The organism is Gilliamella intestini (assembly GCF_900094935.1).
In the GTDB taxonomy this organism is placed as follows: Bacteria; Pseudomonadota; Gammaproteobacteria; order Enterobacterales; family Orbaceae; genus Gilliamella; species Gilliamella intestini.
In genome coordinates this window covers 18,879-36,966 of the sequence record NZ_FMBA01000010.1, presented here as the reverse complement: position 1 = coordinate 36,966, position 18,088 = coordinate 18,879, and the positions used below count along the sequence as shown (strand labels likewise).

The window sequence follows — 18,088 nt, the reverse complement described above, 5'->3', positions numbered from 1 at the left end:
TAGACAATAAAATGCTCGTTTTTAATATAAAATAATGTTAATTTATTTGCTATATTTCAATTAATTTAATCAGTTATCATTATGGATATGATTCATTCTTCTGATCTAAAAACGATCATGCATTCCAAGCGAGCCAATATTTATTATTTAGAGCATTGTCGTGTTTTGGTTAATGGCGGGCGAGTTGAGTATGTTACTGAGCAAGGTCAACAATCGTTATATTGGAATATCCCAATAGCTAATACTACCTGTATTTTATTAGGCACGGGAACATCATTAACGCAAGCGGCAGTGCGAGAGCTTTCACGGGCAGGCGTTATGATTGGCTTTTGTGGTGGAGGCGGAACGCCTCTATTTTCATCAACCGAATCTGAATTCGCTTGTCAATTTTTTTCGCCACAAAGTGAATATCGCCCGACAGAATATCTACAAAGCTGGTGTCAATTTTGGTTTGATGATGAACGTCGATTACAAGCAGCTAAATTATTGCAACAAATACGGCTTAATATTATTAGTGAGTGTTGGCCGCAATTTGATTGGGATGTTGATAAAACGCAGTTAACGCATATTCTTACTGATGCAACACAACAATTTACCGATGTTGATAATAGCCAAGCACTTTTAGCCGCAGAAGGGCGAATTAGCAAACGTCTTTATAGCATGGCAAATCAATTAACCTTACAAGATGATAAATTTAAACGAGAACAAGGCACACGAGGCAAGAGTCATGATCCCGCTAATCAATTTTTAGACCATGGTAACTATTTAGCCTATGGACTTGGCGCAACGGCTTGTTGGGTGTTAGGTCTCCCTCATGGACTTGCTATTTTACACGGAAAAACTCGCCGGGGTGGATTAGTTTTTGATGCGGCAGATATTATTAAAGATGGCATTGTATTACCTCAGGCCTTTTTATCAGCCAAACAAGGCGATAGTGAAAAAGAATTTCGTATGGCATGTATTGCGCAATTTGCTCAATTAGGTGCACTTGATAGGATTATTGATACTTTAAAACAGATAGCAGATCAAATATGAATATTTTACTTGTTAGTCAATGCAAAAAAAATGCCTTAACCGAAACAAGGCGGATTATCGATCAGTTCGCTGAGCGCTGCGGTGAACGAACATGGCAAAGCCCAATGACCGAAGCAGGGCTACAAACGCTCTATAAATTATTACGTAAAACTGCACGAAAAAATACTGCTGTTGCATGTTACTGGACACATGGCAAAAATTTAACTGATCTTTTGTGGATTGTGGGTGATCGCAGTCAGTTTAATCAAGAGGGACGAGTCCCAACTAATCGTACTAAACGTAATATTTTACGCAGTGACAGCGAAAATTGTTGGCAATATGCAACCAGTATCCAATTAATTACAACCATAGCGGCACTACTTCATGATTTAGGCAAAGCAACGATTGGTTTTCAATCTAAATTACGAGCAGAAACGGCTGTGGCGGCTGATCCTTACCGACATGAGTGGATTTCGTTACAATTATTTTTATTAATGATTCAAGGCTGCACCACGAACGAAGCCTTATTTGATCGATTAGCGCATTTTGATCAATATCGACAACAGAATCCTAATTGGTACCAGCAACTAACCAAAGTCGACAAAAATGATCTCACGCAGTTACCGTTATTGGCACAATGGATTGCGTGGCTCATTGTGTCGCATCATCGAATGCCGTTTTTAACGACTTCATTAGATGGTGATAAAAAAAAGAAACAAGAAAAAGATTCATATCTCTCAGGCTTAAAAATAACTACCTTTTATAAAATATTGAATGCAGTTGATGGGTGGGTTAAAAATAGTCATAGTCAGCATACTTCGCCCGATGATTTTTGGCAGCTTAAGAGCGATATTACCTTAAGCCAGCTTTGGCTGAAAAAACTAAGCCGTTATGCAACCAAAGCCCTAAATCATGTTCCCTTAATGCAATTGTCTAATATTGACGCGTTTTTATTGCATATTTCACGTTTAAGCTTAATGGTGGCTGATCATAACTACTCAAGTTTATCTTTGTCAAATGACGAGGCAAAAAAAAATAGGGCAATACTGATTGCCAACACAAATTACCAAAAAGAAGCCAAACAGTGTTTGGATGATCATTTGGTCGGTGTTGCTAATTTTTCAGCCCGTTTTGCTCGTTTATTACCTAAAATAACCACGGAATTACCCGCAATCAATCAACATAAACCTTTTACCAAACGAACAACTATAAAACGATTCCAATGGCAAAATCATGCTTTTGATTTAGCAAAAAGTTATCAACAACTATCTGATGAATGTGGCTTTTTTGGTGTTAATATGGCATCTACTGGCTGTGGTAAAACCTTAGCCAATGGGCGGATTATGTATGCGCTTTCAAATCCAAAACGGGGCGTACGTTTTACCATTGCATTGGGATTACGTGTTTTAACGTTGCAAACAGGTAAAGCATTAAGAGAAAGATTACACTTAAGTGATGAACATCTGGCGATTTTAGTGGGTGGGCGAGCCACAAAAACCTTGTTTGAACTGAGTAGTGAAGAAATTCAACAAAACGATTCTCAAAAAAAATCAGAAAACCAAGGTAGTGAATCTATCGAATCGTTACTTGATGAATATATTGATGTCGCAGAAAGTGGTATTGCTGATTGTGAATTAGGTACTATTATTGAAGACAGTAAAGCACGACAATTACTTTATGCACCTATTGTGACATGTACAATTGACCATATTATTCAAGCTAGCGAATGTAGCCGAGGCGGTAAATATATTGCACCAACGTTAAGATTGTTAACCTCAGATTTGATTTTAGATGAGCCAGATGATTTTGATCAACACGACTTGCCAGCGCTGGCGCGTTTAGTCCATTTAGCTGGATTGTTTGGGAGCAAAGTACTACTGTCATCGGCGACCTTAACGCCAGATTTAATTGCTGGATTATTTGATGCTTACCAAGCAGGGCGAAAAATTTGGAATCAAAATAACCAATATGCCAATAATGCCATTGTATGTGGTTGGTTTGATGAATATGAACAGTCGATATCACAAATTGCTGATACTAAAATGTTTAGCGATCATCATCAACAATTTGTAGCAATGCGCATTCATCAATTAGCACAAAGCGCAGTTCGTCGCCAAGGGCATATCTTAGATCTACTAAATTACCAAGAAAATAAAACAGAAAACCAAAAAATCAATTATGGTGTGCTAGCTAAACAATTATTGGATCAAGCTTATCAATTTCACCAAGATCATCATCAAATTGATAAAAAATTGCAAAAAAAGGTAAGTATCGGTTTAATGCGTTTTGCCCATACAGAAGATGTTATTTCACTTACAGAACAAATTTATGCACAAAAGAAGTTACCTACTGATACTGCTTTTCATATCGTGGTTTATCATGCTCGACAACTGCTGTTATTGCGTAGCCAATTAGAAGAAAAACTTGATAGAATTTTAAATCGCAGTGATGAACAGGCACTATTTAACCAACCTGAAATTTGTCAAGTTATAAAAGGTAGCAAGAAAGAAAATCATATCTTTATTGTGATTGGCACACCAGTCACCGAAGTCGGGCGCGATCACGATTATGATTGGGCGATTGTCGAACCATCATCCATGCGCTCTATTATTCAGTTAGTAGGGCGAGTATGGCGTCACCGACCACAAAAAATTGCACAAAAGGCCAATGTAGCCATATTAGGCTCGAATTTAAAAGCAATTGAATCTAAGTATCGTACTGATCAAGCCTGTTTTACTAAACCGGGGTTTGAAGAAGAGTCATTATTCTTGCTGAAAACCCATAAAACCCATGAACTAATCCCAGCTTATCAGTTAGTTAATATAGATGCGGTTCCACGTATTAAGTCTTGCCCTGAAGATGGGCTAACGCTAGCTGAATTAGAGCATAAGGTCATGGCAGATCTTTTTGCAATTAATGCCCGTAAAAGTAATTATGTCACCAGCTATTGGCAACAAGGCTTAGCTCATCACCATTGCGTGCATTTACAGGCAATTTCACCATTTAGGGATGATGGTCACACGCAAGATGAATATATTTGCCAACTTGATGATGATGGGGATTATCAATTTAGCTATGCAGATGTGGCATGGCAAACACCAGATGAGTGCTGTAAAGATACACAAAATAGTATAATTGAATATAAAAACTGGTCATTTGCTAATCCTAACATTCAACCTTGGTTGGTTAATAGTGTCGAGCAAGCCATAGCAAAAATAACCGAATATTTCCCAAATAAAACGCCATATCGATTAGCGAATGAATTTTGTAGCGTAAGCTTATATCGTAATAGCAGTTGGTATTTTCATCCTTATTTAGGATTTTATGAAAAGAAAGGATAAAAGAATATTGTTTTTATACTGAAACACATAGTTACCTGAAACTTTTTGACAAAATATCGTCAGGTGAATAATGGTTGCTAGTAAAAGTGAGGTAATTCTTTTATACTTGATGGCACTGCTGTGTAAGCAGTTTAGAAACATGAAATTTTGTTTTAGTTTAATAATCTCACCGCCGCATAGGCGGTTTTTATTTCCCCATGATATTTATTTTTATCTTAATTTAAATGACCCATGAAATTATATTTTATTTTAATAAAAATTTGACACATCTTTTTTTGTTGTGTATATTTTGTTTCGTGATTTACTCACAAATATTAAGAAGCTCTTATCCGATGTTTACGTCATTTGATAAGAGCATATTTCAACCTAGGCATAAATGAAGGAGAAATACTATGTCTAATAATAAATATTTTGTTATACCTCGTCAAATTTCTTATGATAAAGAATTATTAAATCAAATACAAAAATTCATTATTGATTCGCCTGCTGCTAATGATGAATTAATTATTGGATTACCTGCGAAGTCTAAATATTATTCGATTAAAGATATAATGAAAATTCTAAATATTTCGACGATTAAAGAAGTTGAATATTTGATTAAGAAATTAGAGCTTGAACAATCTAAGTATAGACATCTTAATTCTTATAATGAATGGTGTTATAACAAAAGTGCGATAACTTCATTGAAGTTATATTTAAAATATAAAGCAGCATAGTATTAAATTAAGAGGCTTATAGATGATGATATAAGCCTTTTTATTTTAAATTTACAAAAATATAAGGAGGGTCAATGGATAACATATCTTGGCAAGATATAAGAAAAGTAATTTTAGATTTTCTACAACAACGGCTTGCCAATAATAGTAATTATAAAAGCGAAACCGCTAAGCTAGAAAAAGCAAAAGAGCTAGGCGATCAGGTTGCAGTGAATGAGGCTCAGCAAAAGCTAGCTGAACTCGCTAAACGGTTTGATTTTGAAACGTGGATGGAAGATGCAGCAACTAGAAGAATTTCGTGGATAACAATAGGAACTCATTTAAGCAAAGGTATTCATTCATCTAGCTCTGGAGATAACGTTAACATTGCAACCCAATCTAAACTGAGCCATCAAACAGTTATATCTTCTGCAACACCATCCTTGTTAGAACTTGATAGCTCTGGTAACGCCGCTTCATTAGATATATTTTCTCTTTTTAATCAATCTGTTGGTGGAAAGAAAATCCTTCAAGTAATTATGGAAAATCATCCAGCTGTTTTACCTGCACTTTCCGATGATAAGCAAAAAGCATTACTTTATTTAGCTAATTTTAAAAAAGCAATTTTTGGTGATTTTGAACATCCCAAAGCATCAGAGCTTAATAAGCAGATTTATTGGCCGAATAGCCAACAAACTTATTTATCACAGCAAGACAATAATTATCGATTGTTAATTCCGTTACATCCTAGTTCATTGTGTCATTTGGTTTATCAAAAAGTACAATCCCGATTTTCAGACGAAAATAAAAAAGCACGTGAACAGCGACGAATTAAAGATATTGAACATCAATCTTATTTTTCTTTTCAAGATTTAGCGGTGGTTAAATTAGGAGGGAGTAATCCCCAAGGAGTAAGTCAATTAACCAGTAATCAGGGAGGACGTAATTTTTTGTTACCTTCCATGCCACCTAAATTTCAAAAACCTCAGTTTCCATCAATTACAAATTTTCAAGAAACCATTTTTAATAGTTCATTTCAATATTATTGTCGATATGGTTTTAAGTTATTATTTGATACTGTTGAAGCAAAAAAAAATGTTTTTGTTGTGAGAAATAATAGAAAAGAGGCTTTTTTTGTCATCTTAACATTAATTCTTAAGTTCGTTGCGCATATCCAAATGACCAAAAGGGCTGGTTGGAGTAGGGAATCCTCACTAAATTTAACTCAACAACTTTGGCTTGATCCAAAACGAGTCAGGTTGGATGGCGAAACCGATTTTAAAATAAGATATGAACAAAGCGATTGGCAACAAGAATTAGAAAAGCAATTTGCTTTTTGGATTCAAACTATTTTAAAAGAAAAATTCAAAAATATTAAACAACAATTTGCCGATCCGGAATTTAGTGAATGGCGCCGTGAATTTCGATCTGCGGTGAAAGCAAGTCAACGTAAATGGGAGGGGATCTTTTAATGGCATTACCAGATTATTATTTATTTTTTGATCATGTCAAAATTCATAATGCTAATGCAATTTCTAGCCCATTAACGTATGGCTTTCCAGCTATTTCGGGTTTTTTGGGTGCGATTCATGCTTTAAGTCGTAAAATTGAATCAGAAAATCCTATTTACTTAGATGGTGTGTTAATTGCATGTCATGAATGTGATGTACAAGTTTATCGGTCAAACAACTATGCGGATTATACTTTTCGATTAACACGCAATCCATTAGCTAAAAATGGTAGTACTCGTTCAATTATTGAAGAAGGTCGAGTACATCTTGATGTATCATTATTAATCGAAGTGAGAATAGAAGATGTAGAAACATTATATGACGCCGAGCAACAGAAAGCTTTTATCCAACAGATGAAACAAAAACTTTACCAACAACGTATAGCTGGCGGTCATGTAGTATCTATTGGGGATGTCAAGTTAATTTCTTCTGATGAATCAGATGCTGATTTAGCTAATTTACTATTACCCGCATTTGTTTTAGTTGAAGCACCACAAGATTTACAAGATATCACTGCTGAATTACAGCAACAAGATCCTAATGCTACAGCGCTTGATGCTCTGATTGAAACAGCGATGTTGCATCATCATCCACAAGAAAAAGATCACTGGCAAACCACATCGGTTAAACAAGGTCGTGGTTGGCTTGTTCCTTTACATTTGGGTTATCAAGCTATTTCACCGTTATTTTCAGCGGGTAAGGTTGAACATGCGCGCAGTAATGAGCATGCCACACAATTTGTGGAGTGTATTTATGGGCTGGGTAAATGGGTCTTTCCTTTACGCTTGAAAGAGAGTTTATCACAGGCTTTTTGGCGTTATAAATGCAGTGAATTGCAATCTAATGATGCAGAAATTTATATTATCAATCAAGAAACTAATTAAGTAAATTTAGAAAATTATAGATTAAGGAATACATTATGAGTAAAGATAAAATGACAACGGCAAGCGTACTTGCTTTTGAACGTAGTTTTGATATTTCAGATGCAATTTTTGCACAGCAAAGTAGTACGGATACCAATAAATTATCCCCTGTTGTAGTTACTGAAAAATCAGTTCGAGGCACTATTTCAAATCGTCTTAAAAATGCAGTGGCAAACGATCCAACCAAATTAGATGCTGAAATACAAAAACCAAATTTACAAACGGTAGATGTCGCTTCGTTAGATGCCGATAAAGATACTTTGGTAGTTACATGGAGCTGTAAAGTGTTGCCATTTTTAGGTAAACCATCAGTATGTAATGATATCGAATATCAAAAAGAACTAGAAAAAACAACGCAGGGTTATATTCAAACGCAAGGATTGACAGCACTAGCTAAGCGTTATGCTATTAATATCTTAAGTGGCCGTTGGTTATGGCGTAACCGTATGGCAGCAGAGCAAATTAGCCTTTCGATTACTCGGAAAGATGATAAAAAATCAATGATTGAAGTCAGTGATGTTAAACAATATCAACTGAACTCATTTGATTATGATGATAAATCGGTGAATGATCTTGCTACACTGATTGAAGCAGGATTATGTGGTAAAGAGTTTGTGATTTTTAACGTTGAAGCCAAATTGAAAATGGGCTTAGGTCAAGAAGTCTACCCGTCACAAGAATTAATTCTAGATACTGGCAAAACTAAAAGTAAAGTATTGTATGAGAAGAACAAACAAGCGGCCATGCATTCACAAAAAATCAGCAATGCAATTCGAACTATCGATACTTGGTATGACGATAATGCTCAATTCCCAATAGCAATAGAACCGTATGGCTCGGTGACATCAATGGGGCATGCTTTTAGACAACCAAAACAGAAATTAGACTTTTATACCTTATTTGATAATTGGGTATTAAAAGGTGAAAAACCATTGCTTGAGCAACAACATTATGTAATTGCGGTATTAATTCGTGGTGGTGTCTTTGGTGCTAGTGGCAAGGAGTAAATAATATGCACTCACACTATTTAGAGCTGCGAGCTATTTCGCAAATTGAGATAACTGAGGTGGACGTGATTAATCAAGTCATGCAGTCACTGCACCAAATCTTGGTTAATCAACAAGGAAATATCGCAATTAGTTTTCCTTGTTACAATGTGCACCGAACATTAGGCGGAGTAATTCGCCTATTTGGTACCGAGCAGGAATTGCAAAAACTTAAAGCAGATATACAGCAAAAATCATCGATTAGTGATTATGCTTTATTGATGCCTATCACAACAGTACCGGCAACGATAAAAGGCTATTTGCATTTGAGTCGTGTTAATCCTAAAGGTCAGAGTGCGTTAAGACGTGCCGAAAAAAGATTAACTGCACAAGGTAAATGGACACCTGAAGTGAAAAATAAAATGGTTGAAAAGTGGGGAAGCGTTCATTTGCAATATCCACATCTTCATTTGAATAGTAAAAGTACAGGTCAAAAATTTATTTTGTGGTTAAAGCAAGAAAAACGTCCAGAGCCAGTGCAAGGCACATTTAATAGCTATGGACTAAGCCAAACCGCAACAGTTCCTGATTTTTAAATTTCTAACCCTTTTTTTGAGGATGATTTTAACATATTGATTATTATTGATATTAAAATAGACTCAAAAAAAGGGTAAAAATTGGGAAAAGTGCAGTATGCTCTTTTACAATAAGGCACTATTGAGATAAAATTCTACTTCAATGCCGTATAGGCAGTTTAGAAAGCTACCCCTCTGACTGTTGCGTTGAATTTACCCTTCAATGCCGTATAGGCAGTTTAGAAAATTGCATTTGTAAGATGTACTCACGCTTTGGCCTTCAATGCCGTATAGGCAGTTTAGAAAACACCAACCGAAACATTTGAAATATCTACTGACTTCAATGCCGTATAGGCAGTTTAGAAATGCGAGACACAGTCTTGGTTTAAAGTTATCGTCTTCAATGCCGTATAGGCAGTTTAGAAAAGACCGTGAGTTTTTAGGCATCAGTGATGCAGCTTCAATGCCGTATAGGCAGTTTAGAAAAATAATTCGCGCAGGCATGGGGATATACCCATCTTCAATGCCGTATAGGCAGTTTAGAAAATGCTCGCAATTTCATCACGAATTGTTGATATCTTCAATGCCGTATAGGCAGTTTAGAAATAAATAGGCTGCCTATCAATGCTATGGCATATCCAAGGTTCTAATGACATGTCATAGGGGCTTTATTTTGGCTAACTGCCATATTAAGAACCCCTATAAGGGCTACCCACTATAAAGGTTAAGGAGGAGTAACACATACAGCAACAGCGTCCATAGGAGATGATTCAATTTGACCAGGAGCAGGTGGATCTTCGGTGAACATCATACCCTGATTCCCCGAAATCCAGTATCTAAAATTGGTGCCTGATAATGTATCACTAGCCCATATTTTATCAAAGGAACAAGAATCTAAAAAATAAGGATAAGTTACAGGATTAAAAGCATCATTGTTGTATTCCTGCATACTACCCCACTCCGCAATAAGCCCAGCTCCTATTTGACGTTGGTAATGATTACTCGGTGATGCTGGTGTGGCACCGGGTGAGGGACCTACTTGGTCACATGAGTGAAAATAATCTTTACAAACCGCATTAGTCAAATCCTTCACTTTTACAATTCGATATTCAAGGTCATGATCTTTGCCTCGACCAAGGCTACGACACCAAGTTTCCTGTTTAGGGAAGATATCATAATAAAAAGTTGAATTGCATCCCCTTCTTTTTGTACGAGGGACAAACCATTGCTTCAACTCAAATCCATATTTTACCACCTCATTACCATAAATATCTTTAGCAACTAACTCAAATATCTGTGGCAAATTGGGCTTGGTCAACGGGTTAGGGTTGTTAGACTGTATTTGATCATCACTTGCTTTTGGCCCTGTTAACTTTACACGAGTTACTAGTTTCCTATCTTCATTAGGAATCCACCATTCTTTTGCTACGACTGTTTTCACTGTAGCTGTTATTCCTGAATGAGTAACAGGCTCCCATTTCAATGTATTTATATCAACACCTTCTATCAGTAAATCAAAATATAAACTATCCATGCCAGTAGTTGGAAAATTAAGACCGTATGATGCAGGATCAGTTGATTGAACTAAAAACCCCTTCTCGGTACTCCATATATTAGGTGGTCCATCATATCCATCATTATAAAGCCCGTAAAATAAAACCGGTCTAGCATAACTTATAGTTGGCGATGTCATCAATATTGCATCGCTACGATTACTCTTTTGATAATTTTTACTGATAGTTGCCTGTAAATTCCATGAATATGGTAATAACAACAGTGTCAACAACACGATTTTGGGAGATAACTTTAACAATATAAATGAGAAACGTGTAAAAACACGTTTAATTTGTTTATTTAATAAATTAAAAAAATAATTTTTCTTATGTTTAAAACAGCGATGCATCACAATATCCTTTGATAAATCAATCCTTATTTTTATGATAATTTACTTAAGTAAGTTACTATAATGCAATTATAATTCAAAAAAAATGGTTGTCTATCTTTTGCATTACTAAATATTTGCTGATTATGACACATATTTTACAAATAGATGTTCGTTTATGCCTTGATATTCACGTCCATTATCGGAATAAATACATGTAGTAGTATACGGACACTGGGCTAACTATAAAAATTGTGCCAAGCTAAATTGGGATTTATCGGGGTAAATACCCACATAAAGCTCACGTGAAAAATCATCAATGCCAACAAATAAATATTCTCTAGTTTGCTGTTTCGTTTTGTTTTTAAGTAAAGGTAAACGTTTGGTAACAACGTGTAGCATTTCATCCGGATATAGCGTTTAGCTTGCCGTCTTAATTTATCTTCAATAGATTTTTCGACTTTAACCAGACGTTTAATTCCATATAGGCAGTTTAGAAATGAGTGTTTCTAGTTTTATTAACTGAAACACTTCATTATTAGTATTATAAAGTAACTATTCTGCGCCAATTTGCGTACTCATTTTTATCTCTCGATTATCGGTGATTTCTAAATTTGACAACACCACTAATTGAGGAAAATTTGGTCTTAGAAATTGTGAAAGCATAGGCCTTAATGCATGGTTCACTAATAACACTGGTGGTGCACCAATAGCTTCTTGTTGGTTAAGTGCTTTTTGTAGTTGCTCAATAATATGTTCAGCAAGTCCCGGTTCAAAATTGCTGGTATTTTGCAGTGCTTGTAATAATAAACGTTCTAAGTTGATATTTAACCCTATTACATTGATTGGGTCTGTACCTGGGAACCATTGTTGTGTGATTACTCTACCTAATGCGATTCTTACTATACTAAGTAATTGATAAACATCATTTTGAATTGGTGAATGTTCACAGATGGTTTCAATGATGGTTCGCATATCACGAATTGAAACCTTTTCTGCGATCAAGTTTTGCAGTATTTTATGGAAAGTGGTTAATGTTACAACATTAGGAATAAAATCTTCTACTAATTTGGGAATCTCTTGTTTTATTCTGTCTAATAGCTCTTGGGTTTCTAATCGACCTAATAAATCGCTAGCAAACTGTTGTAGTAAATGATTAAAATGAGTAGCAATCATGGTGCTTGTATCAACAACGGTATACCCCAATATTTGCGCATTTTCTTTATTGCTTTCATCTATCCAAACTGCAGGTAATCCAAAGGCAGGTTCGGTTGTTGGAATGCCCTCAATGGTTTCAGTTACATTACCGGGATTGATCGCTAACCATTTATCATTAACAATTTCACCTTTGCCAATTTCACCACCTTTTATAAATATCTTATATTGATAAGGTGCTAATGAAAGATTATCTCTTATATGAACTTGAGGTGGTAAAAAGCCAAGTGTTTGAGCAAATTTTTTCCGTAAACTGCGGATCCTTCCAAGCAACTCGCCATTTTGAGTTTGATCTACCATTGGGATTAATCCGTATCCTACCTCCATAGCTAAGATATCTTCAATATTAACATCTGACCAAGTTGCTTCAATGTTGGCTGGCGTGGTTGCTTGTACATTAGCTTGTTTGGGTGCTACTTTTTGTTCAGTCTTTTTCTGTTTAGTTAGCCACCAAGATATGATTGATAAAATAACAGTAAAGAGTAGAAAAACTAAATTTGGCATACCCGGAATTAGTCCAAGTAAACCAATGACGACAGCTGTTAAAATCAATACTTGTGGATTATTAAAAAGCTGTGTAATCATTTGATCACTGATGTTATCTTGTGATGTGACTCGAGTAACAATAACGCCAGCTGCGGTTGAAATAATGAGTGATGGTATTTGTGCAACTAAACCATCCCCAATGGTGAGTAAAACATAAGTCTTGCTAGCATCTGAAAATGGCATACCTTGTTGAACCATACCAACTAGTAAGCCTCCGATAATGGTAATTGCCATTATTAGTAATCCAGCAATGGCATCACCGCGTACAAATTTACTTGCCCCATCCATTGACCCATAAAAATCGGCTTCTTGAGAAACTTCGGCTCGGCGGGCTTTAGCTTCATCTTCACCAATTAAACCCGCATTCAGATCGGCATCAATAGCCATTTGTTTTCCGGGCATGCCATCTAACGCAAAGCGTGCGCCCACTTCAGCTATTCTACCTGCTCCTTTGGTGATGACCATAAAGTTGATAATGACTAAAATAATAAATACCACAATACCAATAGCAAAATTACCACCAACTAAAAAGTGTCCAAAAGCTTCAATAACCCTCCCAGCAGCAGCACTACCTGTATGTCCTTTTAATAACACAACTCGCGTTGAAGCGACATTTAATGATAGCCGTAATAAAGTGGCAAAAAGTAAAATAGTTGGAAATGCAGCAAAATCAAGCACACGTTTAGTAAATAATGCGACTATCAAGATAATAATTGATAACGTAATATTAAATGTAAAAAATAGGTCCAAAATAAATGCAGGCAGGGGTAATACCATCATCGAAAGAATCAATAAAATTAGCAAAGGACCAGCTAAGATTTGATAACGACCATTTTTTGTATTATTTGATAATAAATTAAGTAGTTTAGATTTAATCATAAGACTAGGTATTACCTTTATTTATTTACGGATAGTGATTCAGGTATGGGTAAATTATTTGGCGCTATTGGTTTATCGCCACCATATTTATGCCACTGTTTTAATTGATATACCCAAGCTAAAATTTGCGCAACAGCAGCATATAATTCAGTTGGAATAGTTTCGCCTATTTCACCATGACGATACAAAGCCCGCGCAAGTGGAGGAGCTTCTAATTGTGGAATATTATGTTCACTGGCAATTTCTTTAATACGTAGCGCAATTTTATCTGTGCCTTTGGCCAATAATTTAGGTGCCATCATTGTTTTTTCATCGTATTGCAGAGCAACCGCATAATGGGTTGGGTTGGTAACAATGACATTTGCTTTCGGTACATCTTTCATCATTCGGCGTCTTGCCATTGCTTGTTGCATTTGACGAATGCGCCCTTTGATTTGCGGATTACCTTCTTGCTCTTTAAATTCATCTTTAATCTCTTGTTTTGACATTTTTAATTTTTTCAGATTACTCCAAATTTGGTAAAAGATATCAAAACCGACCATGGGTACTAAAGAGATAACACTAAGAATCCCACAAAGAATAACTAACTGTGTTGATTTGGCTAATGCATTATTTAAATACATATTAGGTAACGATAGCATGTCATAAAAATGATGCATTAAAAACAGTGTTGAAGTTATAGTAATTAGTATTACTTTAAGCACACTCTTTAACAATTCAGAAAGAACTCTAGTACTAAATAACCTACTAAATCCTGATATTGGATTAAGTTTTTTAAAATTAGGTTTAATTGATTGTAGACTAAATAGTAATCCGCCAACGCAAAGTGGTGCAAATATAGCAATAATAACTAGACCAAAAAAAATAGGTACAATTGCCCAAAAACCATGGATTAATAAGTTAACTAAATTAAAGACCATTAATCTGTCATCAGTTTTATACGAAACCTTGATTGCAGTTTTTATCATTGTGATTAATTGGTTAACTAAATGTGATCCCATTACCCCAAATAAAGAGGTACCTATTAACAATATTAACAAAGAAGTTAATTCTCGAGATCTGGGGATCTGTCCCTTTTCTCTAGCCTTTTTTATTTTGCTATCGGTAGGTTGTTCACTTTTATCTAGATCATTATCGCTAGCCATGATGACATTAAATAAAATTTCATAGTTTGATTAAAATTTACAATGCTAACAGTATGAACTAATTACTAACAAGTTATTGGCTTAATAAGAGGGTATTTTTGTGGGTATTTATCGAGTTTGCCACTAATAACATCAACAAATATCAATTCTCCTTAAACTTTAGCTCGTTTTGATGAGATAACATCTGTTTGTTGATAGCCATGATTAGTATAAACTGCTGGGCTATTCATCTTTTTAAGATAATTGATCGATTGTTGGGTTATATTCATGCGATTTTGAATGATTACTCCGTTATCACGATTTATCTTTGACAATAATACCGTTGTGTTAGTAATTGATAGCCAATGTTCTGCAATTGTTGGGCTTTCTTCATAAGGTGGTTGAATATTAAATTGTTTACTTAATTTTATACGCTTTTCATCTAGTAACTTTAACTCAATCAGGAGTTGGCTTTTTTTATTAATAATTTCATTTAATTGATTGGTTAAGCTATTTTCAATTAATAACTTTTGCTCGGTTTGCAAAATTCCTGAAAGTGTTTGTAGCATTTCTGTTATTTTATTTAGGGTATCATTGAGTTCTATCATTTTGTATTCCTATAATTGTCTTATTTTCAAACACGTTGTAGTAATTGTTTAATTAATTTATCTGCAATTTTATGTGTATCAATAGTCAATGTACCATTAGTAATGGCTTGTTTTATTTTTTCAATTTTTTCGATATCAATATCTTGGTCAGTTGAATGCAAAAGATCCATCGAATTTTGAGTTATGCTTACATTAGTACTCACATTCTCACTGTTTTTTGCTTGTACAGATACCGTTTCACTTTTATTTTGCTCATTGACAACACCACGCTTAAGTAGTCCTGATATGGTTGTAACGGATTTTGTTGCATCTATACTCATAAAATACCTTTAATCAAATTGACGATTTAAGTGATTTGTTTAGTTTTATTATCGGCAATAATAAAAAAATCATTAATATTATTTGTTGAAAATAATTACTCCTTGGTGAGTAAGTGTTCCTTCAACAACCTTATTAGAATTTAGCTTAACTCTAATTTTATCATTTAACGCAGCATTACTGAGGCTTTTACCACTTGTTGACACTTCATAACCCTCGCCATAAATTATTACTTTAATTATTTGACCTGCTTTTACTAGCCAGCTATTTTGAAGCATTGTTGTTTTTATTGGCTCGTCCTGATTGATATTACGCAAAGCGATACGATTAAGCACATCAACTTCATTTAAAATAACCGAAGAAGATAATTTATCTAGCCGACCTGATTGTATGCGAATATGATCTTTATCTATTACCGCTCCTGCATTTATTGTTTTTTTAGCAACAATATAGTTACCCACTGCAGCAACATGAATTTGGATAAATTTTTTCTTATTATCACATTGTGCACTAATAGTTATGTTACCCAACAATTTTTTTTTATCTAATAATGAAAGTATTGGTGTATTGCAATCCAATTTAGGTTTAGCGGTAAGATATGTAATTACAATCTCATCAGGTTTATAGCTAAATTGTTGTGATAGCAAATTATTAATCTGTTTATCAAGTGAATTAGCAAAAACTGTATTCGAACTAAATAGTATAAAAATAGCGAACATTAATTTTTTAATTTTAATCATATTTACTTGTTTTGAATTATTCATAAACTGATTTTACTTTATCACTGCATCAAATGAATCTTGAAATAAGGGCAATTTTTATCGTTATTTCTTCAATGACTTTTTTTTGATTGGCTTAAAATTCTCACTATCAAAAAAAGTGAGACAATTTTATGTTTGATAAATTAGATACATTTGTTAATTTTCATCAGCAAGCATTAAATATAAGAGAAAAACGGCAAAATATATTAGCTGCAAATATTGCCAATAGCGATACGCCTAACTATCAGGCTCGAGATATTGATTTTAACGCTGAACTCATTAAGGCGCTTAACAACCAGAGCAATATTAATCATTTCAACCTAAATACAACCGCATGTAATCATATCCAAGGCGCGGTATCACCTAAGCCTAATCAAAATGTGCTTTATCGAATTCCTTATCAAGCATCAGCCGATGGTAATACTGTCGAAATGGATCAAGAGCGCACAGCTTTTATTGATAATAGTATTCACTACCAAAGCAATTTAACGTTTTTAAGTGAACAGTTTAAAAATGTTATGTCAGTATTACAAAAAGGATAATCATGATGAGCTTTTCTATTTTTGCAATATCTGGGTCAGCATTAATGGCACAAACCCAACGAATGAATGTTAGCGCTAGTAATTTAGCCAATGCTGATAGTGTAACAAGTACATCAGGTAAGGCTTATCGTGCCAAGCAAGTCGTTTTTCAAGTAGATAACCAAGGTTTGCCTAATAATGGCATTGCAGGGGTTAAAGTATCGCAGGTTATTGAAGACCCAACACCAATGAATTTAGTTTATGAACCTAATCACCCTTTAGCCGACTCAAAAGGCTATATTCAAAAACCAAATGTCGATGTGGTTGCCGAAATGGTTAATACCATTTCAGCATCACGTAGTTATCAAGCAAATATTGAAGTTATTAATACAGCAAAAACGTTAATGCTAAAAACATTGACATTAGGACAATAACAAGGAGTTACCGATGGGCGTATCGAATGTACTGGTTTCAGAATCTTCAGGTGTAAAAAGTCCTCAAGCAAAACAAAAAAATACGTCTGATGGTAACTCTAGTAAAGAGTTGCAGGATAATTTTTTAACGTTATTAATTGCACAAATGAAAAACCAAGATCCAACAAACCCAATGGATAATAGTCAGTTAACCTCGCAACTTGCTCAGATTAATACGTTAGCAGGAATCGAAAGGCTTAATACCTCATTAGGCATCGTTTCGGGGCAGATTGACGATAGCTTATCGGTTAATGCCAGCAATATGATTGGTAAAGGGGTTATGGTCCCAGGTAATAAAATTTTAGTAGCTACCTCGGATCCTAATGATATCAATACATTTGATGATACTAAGCCAGATAAAGAAACTATCACAACGCCTTTTGGTTTTGAATTGATGCGTGATGCAGATTCAGTGGTTATAACCATTCAAGATGAAAAAGGCAATGTGGTTCGTGAAGTCGATTTAGGTGCTATTCCTGCTGGGGTCAGCTCTTTTACTTGGGATGGCATTTTAAATGATGGAACAATTGCGCCTGATGGGAGTTATACCTTTTCGGTCAATGCAACTAATGATGGGCAAAAAGTATCCTCTACACCATTATCTTATTCAGTTGTGTATGGCGTAATTAACAGCAAGGTTAACAATAAAGTATTACTCGATTTAGGTATTCTTGGTTCTATTAGTATTGACGAAGTTCGTCAAATTCTTTAAAGGA

At 34.9% G+C, this 18,088-nt stretch carries 17 protein-coding genes and 1 CRISPR repeat array; of the genes, 10 read left to right on the top strand and 7 right to left on the bottom strand.

The genetic code is table 11. The annotated features are described in order from the left end of the window. Positions 1–81 precede the first annotated feature (81 nt). The 7 genes from cas1f (at position 82) to cas6f (ending at position 9,066) form a co-directional block, all read left to right on the top strand. The gene (gene cas1f / locus GA0061080_RS04190; protein ID WP_091121585.1) at positions 82–1,035 is read left to right on the top strand and encodes a type I-F CRISPR-associated endonuclease Cas1f; all 954 of its coding nucleotides are present in this window, start codon (positions 82–84) and stop codon (positions 1,033–1,035) included. Next, on the top strand, positions 1,032–4,355 hold the full coding sequence (gene cas3f, locus GA0061080_RS04185) for a type I-F CRISPR-associated helicase Cas3f (RefSeq protein ID WP_091121583.1): 3,324 nt from the start codon (positions 1,032–1,034) through the stop codon (positions 4,353–4,355). Before cas1f ends, cas3f begins: the two co-directional genes overlap by 4 nt. A gap of 392 nt (positions 4,356–4,747) precedes the next feature. After that, positions 4,748–5,071, top strand: a complete 324-nt coding sequence (locus GA0061080_RS04180; RefSeq protein WP_091121580.1) for a hypothetical protein — start codon at positions 4,748–4,750, stop codon at positions 5,069–5,071. A gap of 74 nt (positions 5,072–5,145) precedes the next feature. Beyond that, positions 5,146–6,522 carry a type I-F CRISPR-associated protein Csy1 gene (gene csy1 / locus GA0061080_RS04175; RefSeq protein WP_091121577.1) on the top strand — a complete coding sequence of 459 codons (1,377 nt, stop codon included), beginning with the start codon at positions 5,146–5,148 and terminating at the stop codon, positions 6,520–6,522. Then, complete coding sequence (csy2, locus tag GA0061080_RS04170; protein ID WP_091121574.1) at positions 6,522–7,445, top strand: type I-F CRISPR-associated protein Csy2; 924 nt, start codon at positions 6,522–6,524, stop codon at positions 7,443–7,445. The genes csy1 and csy2 overlap by 1 nt, the downstream gene beginning before the upstream one ends. A gap of 35 nt (positions 7,446–7,480) precedes the next feature. Further along, entirely contained in the window at positions 7,481–8,491 is a 1,011-nt protein-coding gene (csy3, locus tag GA0061080_RS04165; protein WP_091121571.1) for a type I-F CRISPR-associated protein Csy3, read from the top strand. A gap of 5 nt (positions 8,492–8,496) precedes the next feature. Further along, positions 8,497–9,066, top strand: a complete 570-nt coding sequence (cas6f, locus tag GA0061080_RS04160) for a type I-F CRISPR-associated endoribonuclease Cas6/Csy4 (RefSeq protein WP_091121568.1) — start codon at positions 8,497–8,499, stop codon at positions 9,064–9,066. Positions 9,067–9,203: 137 nt separating this feature from the next. After that, a CRISPR array of direct repeats spans positions 9,204–9,651; the repeat unit is 28 nt; unit sequence CTTCAATGCCGTATAGGCAGTTTAGAAA. Positions 9,652–9,769: 118 nt separating this feature from the next. Here the strand turns inward: cas6f and GA0061080_RS04155 are convergent. The 7 genes from GA0061080_RS04155 to flgA form a co-directional block, all read right to left on the bottom strand. Beyond that, on the bottom strand, positions 9,770–10,948 hold the full coding sequence (locus GA0061080_RS04155) for a hypothetical protein (protein WP_091121564.1): 1,179 nt from the start codon (positions 10,946–10,948) through the stop codon (positions 9,770–9,772). 222 nt (positions 10,949–11,170) lie between these two features. After that, positions 11,171–11,329: a hypothetical protein gene (locus GA0061080_RS12545; RefSeq protein ID WP_167349178.1), complete on the bottom strand. Its 159-nt coding sequence runs from the start codon at positions 11,327–11,329 to the stop codon at positions 11,171–11,173. Between the two features lie 153 nt (positions 11,330–11,482). Beyond that, positions 11,483–13,567: a flagellar biosynthesis protein FlhA gene (gene flhA, locus GA0061080_RS04150; RefSeq protein WP_091121559.1), complete on the bottom strand. Its 2,085-nt coding sequence runs from the start codon at positions 13,565–13,567 to the stop codon at positions 11,483–11,485. A gap of 17 nt (positions 13,568–13,584) precedes the next feature. Beyond that, positions 13,585–14,712, bottom strand: a complete 1,128-nt coding sequence (flhB, locus tag GA0061080_RS04145) for a flagellar biosynthesis protein FlhB (RefSeq protein ID WP_091121555.1) — start codon at positions 14,710–14,712, stop codon at positions 13,585–13,587. Positions 14,713–14,864: 152 nt separating this feature from the next. Next, entirely contained in the window at positions 14,865–15,299 is a 435-nt protein-coding gene (locus tag GA0061080_RS04140) for a flagella synthesis protein FlgN (RefSeq protein ID WP_091121551.1), read from the bottom strand. Positions 15,300–15,325: 26 nt separating this feature from the next. Next, the gene (flgM, locus tag GA0061080_RS04135) at positions 15,326–15,619 is read right to left on the bottom strand and encodes a flagellar biosynthesis anti-sigma factor FlgM (RefSeq protein ID WP_091121547.1); all 294 of its coding nucleotides are present in this window, start codon (positions 15,617–15,619) and stop codon (positions 15,326–15,328) included. Between the two features lie 78 nt (positions 15,620–15,697). Then, positions 15,698–16,381, bottom strand: a complete 684-nt coding sequence (flgA, locus tag GA0061080_RS04130) for a flagellar basal body P-ring formation chaperone FlgA (protein WP_091121543.1) — start codon at positions 16,379–16,381, stop codon at positions 15,698–15,700. A 128-nt stretch (positions 16,382–16,509) separates the two neighbouring features. Here flgA and flgB point away from each other — a divergent pair, with 128 nt between their 5' ends. From flgB to GA0061080_RS04115, 3 genes are read left to right on the top strand one after another with little or no spacing between them, the layout of a single operon-like run. Continuing rightward, positions 16,510–16,920, top strand: a complete 411-nt coding sequence (gene flgB / locus GA0061080_RS04125) for a flagellar basal body rod protein FlgB (RefSeq protein WP_091121540.1) — start codon at positions 16,510–16,512, stop codon at positions 16,918–16,920. Positions 16,921–16,922: 2 nt separating this feature from the next. Beyond that, positions 16,923–17,333 (top strand): flagellar basal body rod protein FlgC, encoded by a 411-nt coding sequence (gene flgC / locus GA0061080_RS04120; RefSeq protein ID WP_091121536.1) that lies wholly within the window; start codon positions 16,923–16,925, stop codon positions 17,331–17,333. 13 nt (positions 17,334–17,346) lie between these two features. Beyond that, the gene (locus tag GA0061080_RS04115; protein WP_065635950.1) at positions 17,347–18,084 is read left to right on the top strand and encodes a flagellar hook assembly protein FlgD; all 738 of its coding nucleotides are present in this window, start codon (positions 17,347–17,349) and stop codon (positions 18,082–18,084) included. Positions 18,085–18,088: the final 4 nt, after the last annotated feature.

What these genes read in the sequence shown, in the direction of transcription:
- cas1f (WP_091121585.1), top strand. Translation starts at nt 82, where the DNA reads ATGGATATGATTCATTCTTCTGATCTAAAAACGATCATGCATTCCAAG.
- cas3f (WP_091121583.1), top strand. Translation starts at nt 1,032, where the DNA reads ATGAATATTTTACTTGTTAGTCAATGCAAAAAAAATGCCTTAACCGAA.
- GA0061080_RS04180 (WP_091121580.1), top strand. Translation starts at nt 4,748, where the DNA reads ATGTCTAATAATAAATATTTTGTTATACCTCGTCAAATTTCTTATGAT.
- csy1 (WP_091121577.1), top strand. Translation starts at nt 5,146, where the DNA reads ATGGATAACATATCTTGGCAAGATATAAGAAAAGTAATTTTAGATTTT.
- csy2 (WP_091121574.1), top strand. Translation starts at nt 6,522, where the DNA reads ATGGCATTACCAGATTATTATTTATTTTTTGATCATGTCAAAATTCAT.
- csy3 (WP_091121571.1), top strand. Translation starts at nt 7,481, where the DNA reads ATGAGTAAAGATAAAATGACAACGGCAAGCGTACTTGCTTTTGAACGT.
- cas6f (WP_091121568.1), top strand. Translation starts at nt 8,497, where the DNA reads ATGCACTCACACTATTTAGAGCTGCGAGCTATTTCGCAAATTGAGATA.
- GA0061080_RS04155 (WP_091121564.1), bottom strand. Translation starts at nt 10,948, where the DNA reads ATGCATCGCTGTTTTAAACATAAGAAAAATTATTTTTTTAATTTATTA.
- GA0061080_RS12545 (WP_167349178.1), bottom strand. Translation starts at nt 11,329, where the DNA reads ATGCTACACGTTGTTACCAAACGTTTACCTTTACTTAAAAACAAAACG.
- flhA (WP_091121559.1), bottom strand. Translation starts at nt 13,567, where the DNA reads ATGATTAAATCTAAACTACTTAATTTATTATCAAATAATACAAAAAAT.
- flhB (WP_091121555.1), bottom strand. Translation starts at nt 14,712, where the DNA reads ATGGCTAGCGATAATGATCTAGATAAAAGTGAACAACCTACCGATAGC.
- GA0061080_RS04140 (WP_091121551.1), bottom strand. Translation starts at nt 15,299, where the DNA reads ATGATAGAACTCAATGATACCCTAAATAAAATAACAGAAATGCTACAA.
- flgM (WP_091121547.1), bottom strand. Translation starts at nt 15,619, where the DNA reads ATGAGTATAGATGCAACAAAATCCGTTACAACCATATCAGGACTACTT.
- flgA (WP_091121543.1), bottom strand. Translation starts at nt 16,381, where the DNA reads ATGAATAATTCAAAACAAGTAAATATGATTAAAATTAAAAAATTAATG.
- flgB (WP_091121540.1), top strand. Translation starts at nt 16,510, where the DNA reads ATGTTTGATAAATTAGATACATTTGTTAATTTTCATCAGCAAGCATTA.
- flgC (WP_091121536.1), top strand. Translation starts at nt 16,923, where the DNA reads ATGATGAGCTTTTCTATTTTTGCAATATCTGGGTCAGCATTAATGGCA.
- GA0061080_RS04115 (WP_065635950.1), top strand. Translation starts at nt 17,347, where the DNA reads ATGGGCGTATCGAATGTACTGGTTTCAGAATCTTCAGGTGTAAAAAGT.